Origin of the sequence: Thermodesulfobacterium sp. TA1 (assembly GCF_008630935.1) — a bacterium.
Taxonomy (GTDB): Bacteria; Desulfobacterota; Thermodesulfobacteria; order Thermodesulfobacteriales; family Thermodesulfobacteriaceae; genus Thermodesulfobacterium.
Map to the genome: position 1 here is coordinate 17,939 of NZ_CP043908.1, position 18,660 is coordinate 36,598.

Below are 18,660 nucleotides of genomic sequence, written 5' to 3' on the forward strand. Positions count from 1 at the left end.
ATTACCTATAAGTTAGCTAAAATTTGTTTTCCTGCAAATATAGCCGTATTGCCTAAATATTCTTCTATCCTTAAAAGCTGGTTAAATTTAGCAACCCTTTCCCCTCTTGCAGGAGCACCTGTTTTAATAAAGCCGGTATTAAGAGCTACTGCCAGGTCTGCGATAAAGGTATCTTCTGTTTCTCCTGACCTATGAGAAATCATACAATTCCATTTATGTCTATAAGCCAGTTCTACTGCCTCGATAGTTTCTGTAAGGGTTCCTATTTGGTTAAGTTTTATAAGCACAGCATTAGCAAGTTTATTTTCTATCCCCCATTTTATCTTTTTAGGGTTGGTAACGAAGATGTCATCCCCTACTATTTGAACCTTATGGCCTATTCTTTGGGTGATTAATCTGAAACCTTCCGGGTCTTCTTCAGATAAGGGATCCTCTATAAGAATGATCGGATAGTTTTTTACCAACCTTTCGTAATATTCTACCATTTCTTCTGTAGTAAATTGTTTGTCTATTCCTTTTAGAAAATAAACTTTATCTTGATAAAGTTCTGAGGCAGCCACATCCATCGCTAAGGCAACATCTTCTCCTGGGGTATAACCAGCCTTTTCTATAGCTTTTATGAGGTATTCTAAGGCTTCTTCAGGAAGTCTTATTTGAGGAGCAAAACCTCCTTCATCGCCGATAGAAGTGCTTAAGCCTTCTTGTTTAAGAAGGCTTTTTAAGGCATGGTAAACTTCAGCCCCCATCCTTAAAGCCTCGGCAAAGGATTTAGCCCCCCAAGGAGCTATCATAAATTCTTGAAAATCTAAAGGATTGTCTGCATGCACCCCACCGTTTATCACGTTCATAAAAGGAACAGGTAAGGTTCTAGCCCTTATTCCTCCGATGTAAGCAAAAAGAGGTATCCCTAACTCATCTGCGGTAGCTCTGGCACAAGCTAAGGAAACACCTAAAATGGCATTAGCTCCTAATTTAGATTTATTTTCTGTGCCGTCAAGTTCACACAGAAGCATGTCTATTTCAGTTTGTCGACTCGAATCAACCCCTTCTAACTGAGGAGCGATGATTTCATTTACATTAAAAACTGCCTTTTGAACACCTTTTCCAAAAAATCTTTCTTTATCCCCGTCCCTAAGCTCAAGGGCTTCATACTTTCCGGTAGAAGCACCAGATGGTACTGCAGCCCTTCCATAAAACCCATTTTCTAACCAAACCTCAACCTCTAAGGTAGGATTTCCTCTGGAATCAAGAATTTCTCTTGCCTTTATCGTGGCTATTTTACCCATCGTAACCCTCCTGATTATTTTTGTAAAAGAAAGCTTTAATTTCTTCCCAGTAGACTGGTTTAGTTCCTACTTTGCCGACCACAATGCCTGCGGCGATGTTTGCCATTTCTAAAGCTTTTTCTAAAGGAAGTCCAGCGGTATAAAAAGCCGTTAAAGATGAAATCATCGTATCTCCTGCCCCAGAGACATCATAAACCTCCTTAGCCTGGGCAGGTAGATGTAAACCTCTCTTTTCTGGTTGGACTAAAAAGACCCCATCTTTCCCTAAGGTAATCACCAAGAAATCTAACCCAAATTTTTCTATTAAAGCCTTACCGGATTCTTCTAAATCTTCTATAGGAAGGTCTTCCTTAAGGGCTGTTTGTTTAAATTCTTTAAGGTTTGGAGTGATTGAGGTTGCCCCTTGGTATTTTCTCCAGCTTACACTTTTTGGGTCAACCAAAACAGGTTTACCTGCTTTTCTTGCTTCTTCTATCAGTTCTCTGCAAAACTCTTCTACCATTAAGACCCCTTTGGCATAGTCTGAAAGAATTACTGCATCTACTTCTGGTAGTAACCTTTGATAGATTTTTTTTAAGCTTTCTATCAATTGAACGTTTAAAGGGTCTTTTTTTTCAAAATCAACCCTTAAAAGATGCTGAGACTGGGCTATAATCCTGGTTTTTAAAGTAGTAGGCCTTTCTTGGTCTTCTACTATTCCTTGAGTTCCTATCCCCTGTTTTTTAGCAAGGTCTTTTAATATCTCACCTTTATCATCCTTACCTACTATCCCTATAAGTTCAACCTGTGCTTTAAGACCTCTAAGGTTAGCGGCCACATTAGCCGCACCTCCTAAGCTATAAGAAATAGACCTTAGGTCAAACACCGGTACAGGTGCCTCAGGGGAAATACGGTTTACTTCACCTGAAAAATAACAGTCTAAGATTAAATCTCCTATCACCATAATTTTTGTGTTTGCAAGTCTTTTCTCTAAATCGTTTAAAAAAGTTTCGTTAAACTTTAGGGTCATGGTGAAAAAAGACTATCCTTTTTTTTCTTTTTGTGGTTTTTCTGTAGCCTCTTTTCCAGATGGTGGTTTAAGTAAGGGCAAACCCGCCAGTTCTCTTATTTGGTTTTCTATTTCTAAAGCTAAAGTTTTGTTTTCTTTAAGTAATTTTCTTACGTTTTCTTTGCCTTGCCCAAGCCGTTCTCCTTTATAAGAAAACCAAGATCCACTTTTTTCTATAACGTTCATCTCTACCCCAAGGTCGATCAATTCGGATTCTTTGGAGATACCTTCTCCAAAATAGATATCAAACTCAACCTCTTTAAAAGGAGGGGCTAATTTGTTTTTTACCACCTTGACTTTTACTCTATGTCCTAAAGCTTCTTGTCCTTCTTTTATCGAACCGATTTTTTTAATTTCAAGTCTTAAAGAAGCAAAAAACTTAAGGGCCATTCCTCCTGGAGTGGTCTCTGGTGGCCCTCCATAACTGAAGCCACCACCTATTTTCATCCTGGTTTGATTGATAAAAACTACAGAGGTGTTGCTTTTAGAGATGGCAGAAGTAAGTTTTCTCATAGCTTTGGACATAAGTCTTGCCTGTAATCCCACCTGCTGGTCTTCCATTTCTCCTTCTATTTCAGCCTTTGGTACTAAGGCAGCTACTGAGTCTACTACGATAAGGTCTACCGCCCCACTTCTTGCCAGCACTTCAGCTATTTCAAGCGCTTGCTCCCCTGTGTCTGGCTGAGAAACCAGTAGGTCTTCTATGTTAACTCCAAGCTTTTTAGCATAATTTAAGTCTAAGGCATGCTCAGCGTCTATAAAAGCAGCCACTCCTCCTTGTTTTTGAGCTTCAGCTACCATATGAAGGGCTAAAGTAGTTTTACCTGAAGCTTCGGCACCATAGATTTCTGTGATTCTACCTCTGGGAATGCCTCCTATACCGGTAGCGATATCAAGACTGAGAGACCCAGTGGGAATGACGGAAACCTCAATTTTTTTACTCTCCTCTCCCAGCTTCATTATAGAGCCTTTACCAAACATTTTTTCTATCTGAGTAATAGCTGCTTCTACCGCTTTTTTCTTTTCTTCAACGTTCATAAAACTACCTCCGTTTCTTTCTTTTCTTTATCATACCATAAAAACTTTTTTGAAAAAGGTGTAAAACCTTATCTAAAAATCTTTTAATTTTTAGGTAAATACTTATAATTTTTTTAATTATGGATTATTATCAAAAACACATAGAAGAGGTTTTTCAACTTTTAAATACCGGGCCTGAAGGCCTATCAGAAAAAGAGGTCCAGTCAAGGCTTGAAGTTTACGGAAAAAATCTTTTAGAAAAGAGAAAAAGAAAATCCCCCTTTCAATTATTTATAGGTCAGTTTAAAGATTTTTTGATTTTTATTCTTATTTTGTCTGCTCTTATTTCTGGTTTGATGGGAGAATTGATAGATACCATTACCATAATGATTATTCTTTTGGTAAACGCCTTTATCGGTTTTATTCAGGAATATAGGGCAGAAAAATCCATGGAAGCCCTTTCTAAAATGGCTTCTCCTTATGCTGTAGTAATAAGAGAAAATAAAATCAAAAAAATCCCTGCTGAGGAGCTTGTCCCTGGAGATATAGTTTTACTTGAAGCAGGAGATATTGTTCCAGCAGACCTGCGACTTTTAGAGGCTTATCAGCTTAAAATAGACGAATCCCCTCTTACCGGAGAATCTGTCCCTGTTTTGAAACAGACTGAACCCATCTTAGAAAAAAGCATACCTATTTCTGAAAGAAAAAACATGGCTTTTAAAGGAACACTTGTTACCAATGGAAGAGGGAAAGGGGTTGTAGTTGCTACAGGAATGAATACAGAGCTTGGGAAAATTGCCAAAATGGTTCAGGAAGAAGAAACAAAAACTCCTCTTCAGAAAAGGCTTGCCGATTTTGGGAAAAAACTTGGTTTGGCTACTATTTTTATTTGTGTAGTCATTTTTGTTTTTGGTATTTTAAGAGGAGAAGAGCCTTTAGTGATGCTTCTTACAGCGGTTGCTTTGGCAGTGGCTGCTGTTCCTGAAGCCTTGCCAGCTGTAGTTACCATTACCCTTGCTCTTGGTGCAAGAAAAATGGTAAACCTAAATGCTTTAGTGAGAAATTTACCAGCCGTAGAAACCCTTGGGTCTGTAACCTTTATCTGCACAGATAAAACAGGCACTCTAACACAAAATAAAATGACCGTAAGAGAAATCTTTTCCTTTGAAAAAAACCCTGAATTTCTTTTTTTATGCATGGCTTTAAATAACGATGTAAAAGCAACAGAAGAAAACAAGCTTACAGGAGACCCTACAGAAATTGCCCTTTATGAACATGCTAAAAATAATGGGTTTGATAAAACAGAGCTTCAAAAAAGGTTTCCTCGGGTTTTTGAAATCCCCTTTGACCCAAAAAGAAAAGCTATGACCACGGTCCATAAAAAGGATAACGGTTATCTTGTTTTGACTAAAGGAGCCTTAGAGACTATTCTTGAGAGGTCAGATTTTATCTTAATGGAAGGAAAGGTTATTTCTATTACCGAAGATATAAAAAGAGAAATTTTAAATAGGGCTTTAGAGTTTGCTAAAAGAGGGATGAGGCTTTTAGCTTGTTCTTATAAAGAGACAAACGATATTTTAGAGGCTGAGGCTTTGGAAAGTAATTTAATCTTTCTTGGTTTTTGTGGGATGATTGACCCGCCAAGAGAAGAGGTTAAAGAATCTATAGCCCTTTGTAAATCTGCAGGAATAAAAGTAGTTATGATAACAGGAGACCACCCTGTAACCGCCTATGCCATTGCAAAAGAGCTTGAAATCGTTGAAAAAGACGAACCTATAGAAGAGGTCTTAATTACAGGAAAAGAATTAGAAGAATTGTCTTTAGAAGAGTTTGAAGAAAGGGTAGAAAAAATAAAGGTTTATGCAAGAACTTCTCCTGAGCAAAAACTAAAAATCGTAAAGGCTTTGCAGGATAAAGGGCAGTTTGTTGCTATGACAGGGGATGGGGTAAACGATGCACCAGCTCTGAAAAAAGCTGACATCGGTGTTGCCATGGGAAGCGGAACAGAAGTTGCAAAAGAAGCAAGCGACCTAATCCTTCTTGATGACAACTTCGCAACCATTGCCAAATCTGTAAAGGAAGGAAGAAAAATCTATGACAACATAAGAAAGTTTGTAAAATATACCATGACAAGCAACTCCGGAGAGATTTGGACTGTGGGATTAGCTCCTTTCTTAGGACTTCCGCTTCCTCTTTTGCCGGTTCACATCCTTTGGATCAATCTCATTACTGATGGACTTCCAGGAATAGCTTTATCAGGAGAGCAAGCAGAAAAGGATGTAATGCAAAGGCCTCCAAGGCATCCTAAAGAAAGTATTTTTGCCCATGGACTTGGAATTCATATTATTTGGGTAGGACTACTGATGGGTGCAGTCTCTCTTTTTACTCAAGCTTTAGCTCTTAAATACAACATGCATTGGCAGACCATGGTATTTTCCGTATTGTGTTTAAGCCAATTAGGACATGTCCTTGCCATAAGGTCTGAAAAGGAATCCCTTTTTAAAATGGGACTTTTTTCTAACAAAGTATTACTTTTTTCAGTAATTTTTAGCATATTTTTACAACTTGCTATCATTTATTGCCCGGTTTTTAATAAACTATTCCATACTCAGCCTCTTACCTTAAAAGAATTAGCCATTACCTTTTGCCTTTCTTCTATCGTTTTTATAGCCGTAGAAATAGAAAAGTTTATAAAAAGACATTATAATCAGCTTAAATTTTTACCATTTTTAACCAAAAGTGCTACGTAGAATTTTTAAGTTTAAAATAGTTTATGCGGCATATAACGTTTCTATGTGTTCATAAATTTCAGAAGTAATTTGATTTATTTTCTCGTATTCTACCCTCTTTTCTAAAACTTTAGCTAATATTTCCTTTATAGCTACTTTGATTCTTGCTCTCAAACTTTCCTTTTTATTCCAATCTACAATTTTAACAAAATATCCCAATTGTTTTTTAATTTCTTTTACTACATGGATTATTTCTTCTTTATTTTTGAATACACCCTCTTTTAACAACATATCGTAAAAGGCAAGCTCTTCTTCCGTTAAGTCTAATTCTTTCCCCTCGTTTAATTTCTTCTTTATTTCCTTTGCTATCTCTATTAACTCATTAATAACATCTACTGTAGTAATGAGTTTTATGTTATATCGTTCAATCAATTTTTGTAATCTTTCATATAAAGACTTGTATCTAATAGGATTTACTCTTAGTTTTATCTTAAGCTCATCTTTAATAAGTTTCATTAAAAGGTCTGTTGCGTAATTTTTTTGGGTTAAACTTGAAATATTAGAGAGAAGCTCTTCGTTTAAAATAGATATGTCTGGCTTATCTTTTTTAAGTAAAGAAAATATATCTACAGGTTCTTCTGCTGATATACTTTTTGAAATAAGTTGACTAATTTCGTATTCTAATTCCTTTGATATTTCCTTCCTTGAACTAACTGAATACTTAACTATCATCTTTTTAATCATCTCAAAAAACTTAATATCATTCTTTATCTTAATTGTTTCAGGATGGGGGCTTGCCAAAGCATAAGCCTTTTTAAGGGCTATATAATTTTTGATAAAGCTTCGTTTTAACTTTTCATCGTTTAGTAAATTGTATGCAGACACTGTAAGTTGAGCTAATTCTTCAGGGGTTAACTTTGTCCAGTTTTGATAATTTAATCCATAAAACATAGAAGAAACTATATCGTATTTTTCCTTTAAAACATTTATGACTTCATTAATATCAGTTAGCACTTGATTTATAGCTGAAATTGTATATTGGCTTAAAGACTTCCTTAAATCATCAGCAATCCCGATGTAATCAACTATAAGACCTGCTGGTTTATCTTTAAATACTCTATTTACTCGTGCTATTGCTTGCATTAAATTATGGTTTTTCATCGGTTTATCAAAATACATGGTATGAAGACAAGGCACGTCAAAGCCTGTCAAAAGCATATCTACTACAATTACCATTTTTGGGTCTTTTTCTGGATTTTTAAAATTGTTCAAAATATCCTCTAACTGGTCTTTATTTCTTATGAAAGGATGATAATCCTTAGGGTCATTTTGCTTATTTCCTGACATTATAACTTCTAACGATGGAGCGTTAGGAATGCTTTTAATAGCTTTATAAAGCTCAACCGCAACCTTTCTTGAAATTACAACCACCATCCCCTTGCCTTCAAGCGTTTCGGTTCTTTTATTAAAATGCTCTACAATATCCTTAGCTATCTTTTCTAAGCGTTCCGGTGATAAAATTAACCTTTCTAGTCTTGCATATTTACGCTTTAAGCTCTCTTTCAGTTCAGGCTCAAGCCCTTCTGACAGCTCCTCAAACTCTTCGTCTATAAACTCATTGGTTAAATGTAGCTCTGCAAGCCTTGGTTCATAGTATATAGGAACTATTACTCTATGTCTGAGTGCTTTGTCCATGGGATATACACTTATCGGTTCGCCAAATACAAGGTAGGTGTCTCTATCTTGAAGCTCTATAGGGGTTGCGGTAAATCCCATAAATGATGCGTTAGGGATAGCCTTCCTTAAATTTTGAGCAAGCTCACGATATTGGCTTCTGTGAGCTTCATCTGCAACAATAATGATATTTTTTCTTTCTGTAAGCAAAGGATATTCTTCAGTTTTTTTCTTTCCAAATTTTTGAATCGTTGTAAATAATATTCCTCCTGCCGATGTCTTAACCGTTTCTTGTAGGTCTTTTATACTTTCTACCTGCTTTGCTATAGGAAATTGCGAGAAAAGTTTATAGAGTTGTTCATCAAGACTATTTCTATCAGTTATAAAAATTATAAGCGGATTTTCAAGTTCTCTCATTTTTAAAACTTTTCTTGCATAAAAAAGCATAGTAAGTGATTTGCCAGAACCTTGGGTATGCCAAACAACCCCAATCCTTTTTTCTTCCGGAGTTTTACCTTCTAAGACGCATTTAACGGTTTTTACAACAGCCTTTTTTACGGTGTAAAATTGATGATAGCTTGCTATCTTTTTCTTATAAGTTTCTCCTTCCTTTTCGTAAAATACAAAATCGTTCAAAAATTCAGTAAGATGCTCTTTTCTAAATAATCCTTTAATTAATAGTTCAAGAGAGGTTAGTTCTTCGTTATTATAGAAGTATCTATAATAACCATCAGCAATTTCTTCAACCTTTACATCGTCATCACTTAAAATTCCTTCCCATACAAAAAATCTTTCCCAATCGCTCGTTGGTGAACCATATTTAGTTTCGTATCCGTCTGAGGCAACGATGATTTGAGAATAGACATAAAGTTGAGGTATATCTTTTATTTTTCTTTGATGGTCTAAAAAGGCATCCTTTGCAGTTTCTTCGGCGTTAAAGCTTTTTAATTCAAAAACTGCTACGGGTAAACCATTTATAAACACAACAAGGTCTGGGATTCTGTATAGCTCCTTTTCATACTGATATTCAACTTTAAATTGGTTAGCCAGAAGAAATTCGTTATTTTCTATGTTTTCAAAATCTAAGATTTTTACAATCTTTGTCTTTTCTTCTATACCTTCTCTAAAGGTCAGTTTTACACCATTTGTCAAAATTTCATAAAATATCTTTCCCTTTATAATAAAGTCTGGATGGTCAAATTCAATTACTTTTTTATAAGCATCTTCCGCTAAATTATCTGTAAGCCAGGGGTTTATTCTTTTTATTGCTTGAATAAACCTATTCTTTAAAACGCAGTGTCTATAAGATTCTCTTTCTCCATTATCAGGTATAAGTTCTGAGCCTTGAATGTAAGAATAGCCAATTTCTCGAAACCAAATTATGGCAGGTTGTTCAACAAGGTAGTTTTCGGTAAGGTGAGCATATTCCATATTTATCCTCAAGAATAAAGTCCTGTTAGTGATTTTAAACTACTTATTGATAAGTCTATATTTACACCTACGTTTTTAGCAAAGTTGTAAATTATATTTAAAAAATTACCAATATCTATTATTTTAATTTTATTACTGTGTTCTTCACTTAGTTTTTTGATTATATTTAAATTTTTTGCAATATCCAAAAGATAAAAAACTTCGTATTTTTCAGCAATCTTCAGTTCATTTTGTATTTTTTTTCTATCTTTAGCCCCTATAATTCCTGATTTAATAAATATAGCACCTTTATTTTCAATCAATATATCTATGTCTGTTCCGGTAGTTTTATAGCTCCATTTTATTTTATCGGGATTAGAATTGAGAACAATACTTAAGAGGGATGCAATGTTTTTATCTCTAACATTGCTCAAATTTGTATTCTTTTTATTTGCTGCGGATAATTCCTTAAGTAAGGAAAAAATAATGAACTCCAAAAACTTACCTGCTGTAGATGTTTCAATGATAAAGATTGACCTTTTAATATTTTGAGGAATATTATACTTAAAATTCTCTTGTGCAATAGAAACAATCTCATTAGATATTTTTTCTGATACTGCCTTTTGCCATTCATGAACCCCAGTTTGCTGGGAAAACTTTCTAAAATCGTTTGCTACTAAAAGTAATTTTATATAATTTTGAAGAAATAAATATTCAGTAACAAAATATTGAAACATAGAAAACGTTTTAATGATATCTAAATTTTTTCGTATCTTTAAAAAAATATTTTCCAAACATTTAACAGATTCTATCAAGTCTTTCTTTATCCATAAAGTATTATAATAGTCGGCTATTAGAACATCAATTTCAGATAGAAATTTTTTAAAGGCAATTCTTTCTCCATTATTTATTTTTTTAAAATTATTTTTTTCTCTACCTGCAACATAGCGCATTTGATTTATAAGATCTATTATTTTTTCTTTATCAACTGTTTTTTTATTAAAATATTTTCTTAAATTATAGTGGAGTTCTTTTTTATACAAAATAAATTTAATACGATTTTTAGTTCCTTCAATATAATAATTTCCTTCATTTTTAAACTTATCTAATAACTTCATGAGTCTTTCTTTCCTTTCTAAATGTTCCTCAGTGTATATCTCCCCTGATTTCGATACTATATAGTCCAATATGGTTATTAATATTTCTTTAATATAATTTGATAAATTGTTATTTGGAGATATAAGGTCAATTGTTATTTCTAACCTGTCAATAATGTCATAAAATTTGTCACGTGGTAAGTTACCGAAAATTTCTAATCTTTTTTGTAATATATAATTTAATCTTGAAGAATAATAACCAACACTTTCTACCCATTTGTTTAAATTTCTTAACTGATTTGTATACTCTATAAAATTCTTTAACCCTTCAAGCCACTCACTCAAAGCTTTATATTGATGATTTTTTGCGAAAGAAATACAAGATTTGCAAGGGTAATAATTAAAATTTATATATTTTTTATCTTCATCATTACTACATAAAGAGATTACTTTGTTATACCAATCAGTTAGTTTATCATCATAATTAAGTAAAACTTTATTTATCCCGTTTTTATTAATTGTTTCATCTATTTGGCTTTTAATTTCTAAAAATATTTTCTTTGCTTCTTCGTAATTCATCTACATCTCCTCTACTCTCAATTTTCCAAAAACAAGCAAGGGCAAAAGTGTATCTCTGACTTTGCGAAGTGTCATTATTTGTTTTTGGTTGAGGATGATTTTTTGGAATAATGGCTCAACGAGGGAGTGGAAGGATTGGAGGATGTGGGGAGGGGGGAGAAGGATAGAAAATCCCTCTAAATCATCTTTTACAATAGCATCATAGGTTGTTCCCTTTTCAAGGGATTTTAAAAGTTCTTTGTTAAAACTGAAATAAATAAATAGAAATGACCAATAATCAGTTCTTAACGAAGCTACCCCTCTACCAATAATGTATTCACCATCTGCCAAATTTAATTCTCCTACAGGCGCCCTTACTGTTATTAAAATATCATGAAGTCTTGCCAACTTACCTTTACATGAACAAAAAACTAATGTTTGTGGGGTATATTTCCCAAATTGCCCTATACCCTGAATAAAGGGAATTCCTATACCTTCTTCATTATAGAATTTTGAAGGTGGTGACTGCCCCATAATTACTTCTGCTACATCCCCCAATCTCTTCACCTCCCACCCCTTCGGTATCTCTCTTCCCAGCTCCTCATTATAAACAAACTCATCATCTTTAAAGGGTTCAAAGTCAATGAACCAGTTTTTAAAAATTGCCATTGCTGTTTTTTCCAAAATTTCGTTTTGCTTTTTTTTAACTTCTATTAAGTCATCAAACCAAGATAAAACAGTAGCAATGCGGGATTGTTCGGGGAGAAGGGGGAGAGGAACTTGGATTTCAGAGAATGGTGTAAGATTTATTGTATCTCTCGTTGAACCCCTTCTGCTCTGCTTTTTATACTTTCTTGTCCTATTTGGGTTGTAAAGAAGTATAAATAGTATCTTGGGATTGCATTTTTAAAGTTAAATGTTACCTTGAGACAACTTGAAGCAATTAGGGCTTGATTTATATGATTCGGAAGTAAAGCTAATTTACCAATTGTCGCTCCAGTTTTGGCAATTATAAGGTCATTAGGTTTTACGGCACTTCTTTTTAATTGGTTAAATTTTTCTTCTGAAATAAATACTAAATTGTCTGAAATAAATTCTCCCTCATAAGAAAGATTAATAACCCTTATAACCGGTATCCCTTGGAAAGTGTATTCATCCATATGTAGTTGAGTACCAAATGGTCCATCAACGATTGGGAATTTAATGGTTCTATCTACCAAATGTTTTATTTCCATCACCTCCCAATCCCTCGGTATCTCCCCAATCTCTGTTTCTTTAAATTCAGTTTCCCAGCGGAACCTCATTTTATGTCCTCTTCGGTTATGTTTAGTTTTTTAAATATAAAATCCTTTACTTGTTTAGCAATTTCAAAAGACTCTTTTGCTTCCTCTAAGGAAGGTATATAATACTCGTCAGGATATCTAATATCAACCGCATAAAAAGTTAACTCAGAAATTCTATCTTTATCGAGTTTTTCAAATTCTTTATCTTCTCTTATGCACATTTCAAAAAGCATAAGTAAGTCATGAAATTTTCCATATCTGACATCTTATGACTACATCTCTTTTCATATCTCTATGCCTTCCGCTAAAACTTCATTAGATAAAGTATTTACAATATCCTTTTCATCTTCAAATTCTTTTTTGGTTTTGACTATAATATCAAAAGGAGAAAAGGGAAAGGCTAAGTGCAAAGAACGATAAATCTCTTTTTTAAGCTTTCTTTTCCCTAAATTATCAATATCTTTTCTTATCACTACAAATATATCATAATCACTTAACGCTTCATGTTCTCCCCTTGCTCTTGAGCCAAAAAGAATTATTCTATCAACCTTTATCCCTATTTCTTCAAAAACTTGATTTATTATCTCTTTGATTTTTTCTACCATAACAAGGTCCCTTTTGCTATATTTTTATGCTTTTTCTTCTTAAACTCTATTTTCCAGCCAAACCTCATTTTATGTGCTTTCCCGTTATGTTTAGTTTTTTAAATATAAACTCTTTAACAAAAGTTGCGCTTTCAAAAGCATTTCTCTCTTTCTCAATTGTAGGAATATAAAACTCATATGGATACCTTATATCAATTGCATAATCCGTTAAGTTTTTTGTTTTTTCATATAGAGATTCAAACTCCCTATCAATAGTTGAACAAAGTTTGATCAAGTATTCAATTGTATGAACCTTTTGAAATCCTATCTTATGATATACAAGAAATGCTTTTAAAAGTTTTTCTACCGTCTGTTGGCAATGAAAGCATAAAGTATCAGTTATAATTTCATTTTCAGGAAGATTTATATGTTTTTCCGCCGTTTTGTAATCATTTAATGCTTTAATAAGCCAGTTATTCTTTTCCTTCATTGGTCAATTCTTCAATTATGAATCGGTTTTTCTTTAAAACTTCTTCACTTTTTGATTTCTCCATTTGAGCGACAATAGTTATATATTCGTTTGATGGAATATACAATAATTTAAGAAATTTAATCAGATCGTCATCATTTTTAATATAATCTCCATTTTTAATATAATCTCCAGGATTTTTACCTTTGATTGACGTTTTAACAGTTTGGAATTTTAAGGCTGTCCTTTTTAGTATTCTTAATAATCCATTTTGAACGTCAAAAATTGCTTTTATTAATTCAACGTCTTGAGGTATTGGAATAGAACCGCCAAAGTCTTTTCTAAACCAATGAGAAGCAGTATGATAATATTCCTTGGGAAGTTTATTTATCACGTCTTGAATACTCATATTCTTAGATTTTCTTAATAGAGTTAAATATTGTGCAACAAATGGTTGGTCTATTCGATAAAGACGCATTTTTGTAAAATATTCACCAAGCATAAGCTTTCTTGCTCCAGGAGATGCTCCCCAGTTAATCCTTTCTAATAATAAAAATTTGCTTGATGATGAAACTTTTTTTCTTTTAAGGTCTTTGATGTTTAAAATCTGACCTATATGATATTCATTATTTTCTAATTCTTTTGCGATTTCAGATATTTCTTTAGGTTCTTGTATGATAGGGATAGTTTCTAAATTTATCCACAATTGTTGTCCACATGTGAGGCATTGGTTGTCTCCTATTGGATCATAAGGCTCTGTTAATTCAGAATAACACTTGGGACAAAAGAATTTTAAACCTTCCATTAAAAATTCCTCTTTTTCAGGATGAATAACAAATTCTATTGATGCTTTTCCATTCCATTGAACTACCACCACTTTTGGAAAGCCATCGTCGTACTTTTCTAAAACTTTTACCACGTAACCTTCTATTGATTCTTTCCCTGAAATATCTTTTACTTTCATACCAATAAATTCTTCTTGCCATTTTCTTTTTTCTTTTGTCTTTGGTTTTATCCTAATTCTATCAAGATAAAATTTATATGCGACCCGTGTGCTATCCCGTGCAAACATGAAAATGGGATACCAACTATTTTCATCTGACACAATCAACATATTTCTCAGCACATATCCGTATTGATATATCGTATAGGCATAATACAATGAGCTTAAATCCCATTTTTTCACTCCAAAAAAGTAAAGTGCATCTTCTCTATGAAATTTTTTAAATTCGTCCAGGGTAATTCCTTTTAATGCAGATAAGAATTCTGTTTGATCTTGAGCAATATAAACTTCTCCACGTTTATCTTTCAATATAGGATTGGGGCTTACGTCTTTCGGTAAGCCGACGTCTATAACAGGTTGATACTCGTAATTCACGTCTTTAACTCTAATAACCTTTTTTATTTTGGTTCGCTCTTTAATTATATCTACAAATTCATCTCCTTTTTCAATCATTACCGAATAAATTTTTTTACAATAAAGATTATCTCTTATTTTATTCACGACCACTGCTGTAGTTCCTGTTCCTGCAAAAGGGTCTAATATTAAATCTTCATCTTTTAATTCTACACGTTTTAATATTTCCCATACTAATTTTTCAGGATATACCGCTGTATGCTTCCATGAGGTCTGTTGTAAGGGTATTTCTACTACTTTTGGACGTTTATTTTGATAAATATTGTTCCTGCTTTTTGCTAAAACGAGCACGGGCTCGTAAGTATTCGTAAATCTGTCTTTAGCCGAGGATGGCATGTGGTTTGGTTTATACCAGATAATTATGTCTTCTAAATACCAACCATCTTTTACCATGTGGTATGCCAATCTATATGGAATTTGTAAAAGATGAGACTTCCCATACTGGTTTAGGTACTTATCTCCAATGTTAAGGAAAAAAATACCATCTTCTCTAAGCTTTTGGCGGAGTTTATTAAATATTTTTACCAGCTTGCCGATATATTCCTCAGGAGTTTTTTCCTGCCCAATCTGGCCTTCGAATTTATAATCCCTTTGTTTCCAATATGGTGGTGAGGTTATGGCTACAGCAATTGAATCGTCATCTAAATAATCAAGACAAGCGTAAACGTCACCATGTAATAAAATATCTTTGTTCATATTTCCACCCATACGGGTATTTTATATTTTTTCTCCGGAATTCCAATTAAATTTTCTTGTGTATAATTCCTACTTTTTATGAGAAATTCTACTCTAAATACATTCTTTTGTTTAGAGAGAAGAATAAACCTTGGTTCTTCTTTAAAGGCATATCTTACACTGTTTTTAGTTTTACCTGCGTGCAAGATTTTATCTCTGTATATGTTATACAATTCGCCATTAGGCATACAAATAATTAGCATGCTATATATCTCTTCAGATGCATGTTTATGCAAGACATAAATGAAGTACGTAAGTGTTGGTTTATAGTATTCATTTTCGCCTTTTTTAAAAGTTTTGGAGTAGTAAGTGGGCAAATTAGGCGACAGCTTATATTTAGATAAGGGATAAGATGTCTGGTTTGATTGAACTGCTATTTTACCCTTATAATCTCCCCAATTAGATTCAGAGACAGTTTTAATATCTATGTGTATAAAGGAATCAAAAGTTTCGTACATTATATCAGCACCTATTGGAGATGAATTAGGATGTTTCATTCCTCGTGAAAAGACATAATGAAAAATTCTTTCTGCTCCAATCTCCAAATCAGAAGCCATATTACTTTTAGTTGAAATGAATTGTTTATACCAATCACTCTTTATTTGCAATCTGGAATGCAATCCTTCCATAATATCGTCTATATTATCAAGGAAATAGTATCTTATTCTTTCAAGATGCACAGACTCTAACTCTTCTATTTCTATCGGTTTTAATCTCTTTGCCATCTTTTCACCTCCGTTATGTTAATTCCTAAGGCGACATATAGCGAAATTCCCTCTTCCATAGCACTTTTTATCACACTCCCAATCACTTTTTGTCTTTCTTCCACCTCTTCCTTTGATTTTATAATCACATCAGATGGTATAAATTCATCTGCGAGTTTTCTTCTTATAAGATGTGAAATTTCTACTATTTCATCCCTTAAAAGTTCTTTTTCAACTATAATGAGTAAATCCCAATCGCTATTTTCCTTAAAGTCTCCCCTTGCTCTTGAGCCAAAAAGAATTATTCTATCAACCTTTATCCCTATTTCTTCAAAAACTTGATTTATTATCTTTTTTATTTTTTCTTTCATCTTCATACCTTCCATCCTAAAGCCTTAAAAACCTCTTTAATTTTATAATTTAATTCTTCTTCCTCTTTTAGAAGCTTTGACAATTCCTGTGAATATCTTTTCATTTTTTCCTCCAAAGGTTTGTCTTCTTCATCAGTCTTTATCCCAACATATCTTCCAGGCGTTAATACATAGCCATTTTTAGCAACCTCTTCAATAGTAGCAACTTTAGCAAAACCAACCTCATTTATCTTTTCTTCTGGCTCGCCATTTTCAAACATTCTGAATTTTTCAACGATCTTTGCTTATGTTCCTCAGTAAAAACATTCTGCCTTCTTGAAATTGCCTTAAACATCTTTTTAGCATAAATGAAAAGAATTTTTCCCTTCATATACTTAGGTTTTGATTTCCTTAAAAACCATAAAGAAGCAGGCAAAGAAACTGTGTAAAACATCTTTGGCGGTGTGGCAATTATTCCATAAACTAAATCATCTTCTATGATCTTTTTTCTTATCTCTCCTTCTATACTACCTCCGGATAAAGCACCGTTTGCCATTACAAAACCTGCTTTACCGTTTGGGGCAAGATGATAGATATAATGCTGGATCCAAACGTAATTGGCATTATTTTCAGGGGGAAGACCATACTTAAACCTTGGGTCATTTGGTTTTATTCTATCCCTCCCCCATTCGCTATCATTAAAAGGAGGATTTGATACGATATAATCAGCCCTTAAATCAAAAAACTTGTCATCGTGATAGGAATCACCCCACCTTATATCTCCTTCAACTCCTCTTATAGCTAAATTCATCTTACATACCTTCCAGACAAACTCTTTTGATTCCTGTCCATAGATCGATAAATGTTCTTTTTCTATACCTTCTCTTTGCAATTTTTCTAAAGCTGAAATGAAAAATCCTCCTGAACCGCAGGCGGGGTCAAATATTCGGCCTTCTTTAACATCTAAAATCTCAACAATAAGCTTAGTTAAAGACCTTGGAGTATAAAACTCTCCTCCCTTTTTCCCTTCTGCTTCAGTAAATTTGCCAAGAAAATATTCGTAAATTCTACCGAATATATCTTTTGCATGGTGGTCTTTACCAAAATGAATTTGAGAAAATAGGTTAATTAAATAGGCAAAGTCATGACTATCAAGGTTGACCCGAGAGTATATCTTAGGTATCACATCTTTTAATTGTTTAGGATATTCGTTTTCTAAGATTTCTATCGCCTGATCAATTATTTCTCCAATGTTTGGCTGATTAGCGTTTTTCTTAATGTAATCCCAGCGTGCTTTTTCTGGAACGTATAAAGTCCCATTAGCTATGTAGAAATCTCTATCTTCACAAATAGAAAACCTTAAGCTTTCCGAGAATTGCTTAGCTTCTCTTTCTTCTATTTCCTTTCTTTTTTCTTCAAAGGCAAAAGAAAGGTATCTCAAAAAAATTAATCCCAAGACTATATACTTGTATTCATGAACCTCTACTTTTTTTCTTAATTTATCCGCTGCCTTCCATAATTTATCTTCAAAAGTTAAATCTTTTTCCTTCATATCTTGCTCCCTAAATTTTTAATTAAATTATACTTTATCTTTTTTTTATCTTCAATAAATTTTACCTCATATCTTCTTTACCTACCTAAAAACTTGTCTCCTTACCTTCTGTAAAAGGTTGTGGGCAAGTCTTAGAGGTTCGGGGATACGGTAGATAGAGGTTTTTAAAACAAGCTCAATAGCCTTATCTAAGCTTATTTTATGCCCTATGGATACATAAACAGGCTTGACTTTGTCTTTAGTTCTAAGGACTGCACCAGTAATTTCATCATTATAAATTAAATAAGAATAACTTCCGCGGGAATCCTCAAGAGGTTCATAACTTCCTAAAAGTTTTTTCTTTGCAACCCCTACGGTTACAGCACCTATCTCAACCCCAAAATGAGAAGCAATCCCACAACCTCTCGGATGAGAAATCCCTTGCCCATCTATAAAAATAACATCTGGCTTAAACTTTGCCTCATTATAAACTTTTTTCACAAGAGGAAGCTCTCTAAAAGCAAGAAAAGTGGGAATGTAAGGAAAATCTACTATATCTTCTATGATTTTTTGATAAATGGGTTTTAAAGTATCTAAATTAATAACCACCATACAAGCCCAGGCTCTGGTTGGATTTTCTTTTGAACTTTCAAAGGTTACATCAATTCCACCTACAGTTTTTATTTCTGTTAAGACATCTTCCTTTATAACTCTTTTAGCACAATCTAATTGTATTTCTTCAAGTTTAGCCAGATCCATGATATAATA

General features: G+C 33.4%; 15 protein-coding genes and 1 pseudogene. 1 reads left to right on the forward strand and 15 read right to left on the reverse strand.

Annotated elements, in window-relative coordinates; all coding sequences use genetic code 11:
* Positions 1-5: 5 nt before the first annotated feature.
* The 3 genes from eno to recA are packed head-to-tail and all read right to left on the reverse strand — an operon-like array spanning position 6 to position 3,372.
* On the reverse strand, positions 6-1,286 hold the full coding sequence (gene eno, locus F1847_RS00100; protein ID WP_150071084.1) for a phosphopyruvate hydratase: 1,281 nt from the start codon (positions 1,284-1,286) through the stop codon (positions 6-8).
* The gene (gene rfaE1 / locus F1847_RS00105; RefSeq protein WP_150071085.1) at positions 1,279-2,295 is read right to left on the reverse strand and encodes a D-glycero-beta-D-manno-heptose-7-phosphate kinase; all 1,017 of its coding nucleotides are present in this window, start codon (positions 2,293-2,295) and stop codon (positions 1,279-1,281) included. The genes eno and rfaE1 overlap by 8 nt, the downstream gene beginning before the upstream one ends.
* A gap of 12 nt (positions 2,296-2,307) precedes the next feature.
* Complete coding sequence (gene recA / locus F1847_RS00110; RefSeq protein ID WP_150071086.1) at positions 2,308-3,372, reverse strand: recombinase RecA; 1,065 nt, start codon at positions 3,370-3,372, stop codon at positions 2,308-2,310.
* A gap of 119 nt (positions 3,373-3,491) precedes the next feature.
* Between recA and F1847_RS00115 the strand changes: the two genes are divergently transcribed.
* Positions 3,492-6,101, forward strand: a complete 2,610-nt coding sequence (locus F1847_RS00115; protein ID WP_150071087.1) for a calcium-translocating P-type ATPase, PMCA-type — start codon at positions 3,492-3,494, stop codon at positions 6,099-6,101.
* A gap of 21 nt (positions 6,102-6,122) precedes the next feature.
* On the opposite strand, the gene F1847_RS00120 is transcribed toward F1847_RS00115, so the two are convergent.
* From F1847_RS00120 to F1847_RS00175, 12 genes and pseudogenes are all read right to left on the reverse strand, one after another.
* The gene (locus F1847_RS00120) at positions 6,123-9,185 is read right to left on the reverse strand and encodes a type I restriction endonuclease subunit R (RefSeq protein ID WP_150071088.1); all 3,063 of its coding nucleotides are present in this window, start codon (positions 9,183-9,185) and stop codon (positions 6,123-6,125) included.
* Positions 9,186-9,193: 8 nt separating this feature from the next.
* The gene (locus tag F1847_RS00125) at positions 9,194-10,840 is read right to left on the reverse strand and encodes a hypothetical protein (RefSeq protein WP_150071089.1); all 1,647 of its coding nucleotides are present in this window, start codon (positions 10,838-10,840) and stop codon (positions 9,194-9,196) included.
* A complete protein-coding gene (locus F1847_RS00130) occupies positions 10,841-11,710 on the reverse strand; it encodes a restriction endonuclease subunit S (protein WP_370516794.1) in 870 nt (289 codons plus the stop codon).
* Positions 11,626-12,123 carry a hypothetical protein gene (locus F1847_RS00135; protein WP_150071091.1) on the reverse strand — a complete coding sequence of 166 codons (498 nt, stop codon included), beginning with the start codon at positions 12,121-12,123 and terminating at the stop codon, positions 11,626-11,628. The genes F1847_RS00130 and F1847_RS00135 overlap by 85 nt, the downstream gene beginning before the upstream one ends.
* Positions 12,120-12,335 (reverse strand): HEPN domain-containing protein, encoded by a 216-nt coding sequence (locus F1847_RS00140; protein WP_150071092.1) that lies wholly within the window; start codon positions 12,333-12,335, stop codon positions 12,120-12,122. The genes F1847_RS00135 and F1847_RS00140 overlap by 4 nt, the downstream gene beginning before the upstream one ends.
* Positions 12,336-12,386: 51 nt before the next feature.
* Positions 12,387-12,707: a nucleotidyltransferase domain-containing protein gene (locus F1847_RS00145; RefSeq protein ID WP_150071093.1), complete on the reverse strand. Its 321-nt coding sequence runs from the start codon at positions 12,705-12,707 to the stop codon at positions 12,387-12,389.
* Positions 12,708-12,771: 64 nt separating this feature from the next.
* Positions 12,772-13,176, reverse strand: coding sequence for a HEPN domain-containing protein (locus F1847_RS00150; protein ID WP_150071094.1), 405 nt, complete (start codon positions 13,174-13,176; stop codon positions 12,772-12,774).
* Positions 13,160-15,268, reverse strand: a complete 2,109-nt coding sequence (locus F1847_RS00155; RefSeq protein WP_168194219.1) for a site-specific DNA-methyltransferase — start codon at positions 15,266-15,268, stop codon at positions 13,160-13,162. Before F1847_RS00155 ends, F1847_RS00150 begins: the two co-directional genes overlap by 17 nt.
* The gene (locus F1847_RS00160) at positions 15,265-16,032 is read right to left on the reverse strand and encodes a hypothetical protein (protein ID WP_150071096.1); all 768 of its coding nucleotides are present in this window, start codon (positions 16,030-16,032) and stop codon (positions 15,265-15,267) included. The genes F1847_RS00155 and F1847_RS00160 overlap by 4 nt, the downstream gene beginning before the upstream one ends.
* Positions 16,017-16,382: a nucleotidyltransferase domain-containing protein gene (locus F1847_RS00165; protein WP_168194220.1), complete on the reverse strand. Its 366-nt coding sequence runs from the start codon at positions 16,380-16,382 to the stop codon at positions 16,017-16,019. The genes F1847_RS00160 and F1847_RS00165 overlap by 16 nt, the downstream gene beginning before the upstream one ends.
* Positions 16,383-16,384: 2 nt before the next feature.
* A pseudogene (locus F1847_RS00170) lies at positions 16,385-17,913 on the reverse strand (N-6 DNA methylase).
* Positions 17,914-17,994: 81 nt separating this feature from the next.
* Entirely contained in the window at positions 17,995-18,651 is a 657-nt protein-coding gene (locus F1847_RS00175) for an endonuclease V (protein WP_150071098.1), read from the reverse strand.
* Positions 18,652-18,660: the final 9 nt, after the last annotated feature.

Bases quoted from the DNA above. Each gene is read 5' to 3' on its own strand.
- eno (WP_150071084.1), bottom strand. From the start codon at position 1,286: ATGGGTAAAATAGCCACGATAAAGGCAAGAGAAATTCTTGATTCCAGA.
- rfaE1 (WP_150071085.1), bottom strand. From the start codon at position 2,295: ATGACCCTAAAGTTTAACGAAACTTTTTTAAACGATTTAGAGAAAAGA.
- recA (WP_150071086.1), bottom strand. From the start codon at position 3,372: ATGAACGTTGAAGAAAAGAAAAAAGCGGTAGAAGCAGCTATTACTCAG.
- F1847_RS00115 (WP_150071087.1), top strand. From the start codon at position 3,492: ATGGATTATTATCAAAAACACATAGAAGAGGTTTTTCAACTTTTAAAT.
- F1847_RS00120 (WP_150071088.1), bottom strand. From the start codon at position 9,185: ATGGAATATGCTCACCTTACCGAAAACTACCTTGTTGAACAACCTGCC.
- F1847_RS00125 (WP_150071089.1), bottom strand. From the start codon at position 10,840: ATGAATTACGAAGAAGCAAAGAAAATATTTTTAGAAATTAAAAGCCAA.
- F1847_RS00135 (WP_150071091.1), bottom strand. From the start codon at position 12,123: ATGAGGTTCCGCTGGGAAACTGAATTTAAAGAAACAGAGATTGGGGAG.
- F1847_RS00140 (WP_150071092.1), bottom strand. From the start codon at position 12,335: ATGCTTTTTGAAATGTGCATAAGAGAAGATAAAGAATTTGAAAAACTC.
- F1847_RS00145 (WP_150071093.1), bottom strand. From the start codon at position 12,707: ATGGTAGAAAAAATCAAAGAGATAATAAATCAAGTTTTTGAAGAAATA.
- F1847_RS00150 (WP_150071094.1), bottom strand. From the start codon at position 13,176: ATGAAGGAAAAGAATAACTGGCTTATTAAAGCATTAAATGATTACAAA.
- F1847_RS00155 (WP_168194219.1), bottom strand. From the start codon at position 15,268: ATGAACAAAGATATTTTATTACATGGTGACGTTTACGCTTGTCTTGAT.
- F1847_RS00160 (WP_150071096.1), bottom strand. From the start codon at position 16,032: ATGGCAAAGAGATTAAAACCGATAGAAATAGAAGAGTTAGAGTCTGTG.
- F1847_RS00165 (WP_168194220.1), bottom strand. From the start codon at position 16,382: ATGAAAGAAAAAATAAAAAAGATAATAAATCAAGTTTTTGAAGAAATA.
- F1847_RS00175 (WP_150071098.1), bottom strand. From the start codon at position 18,651: ATGGATCTGGCTAAACTTGAAGAAATACAATTAGATTGTGCTAAAAGA.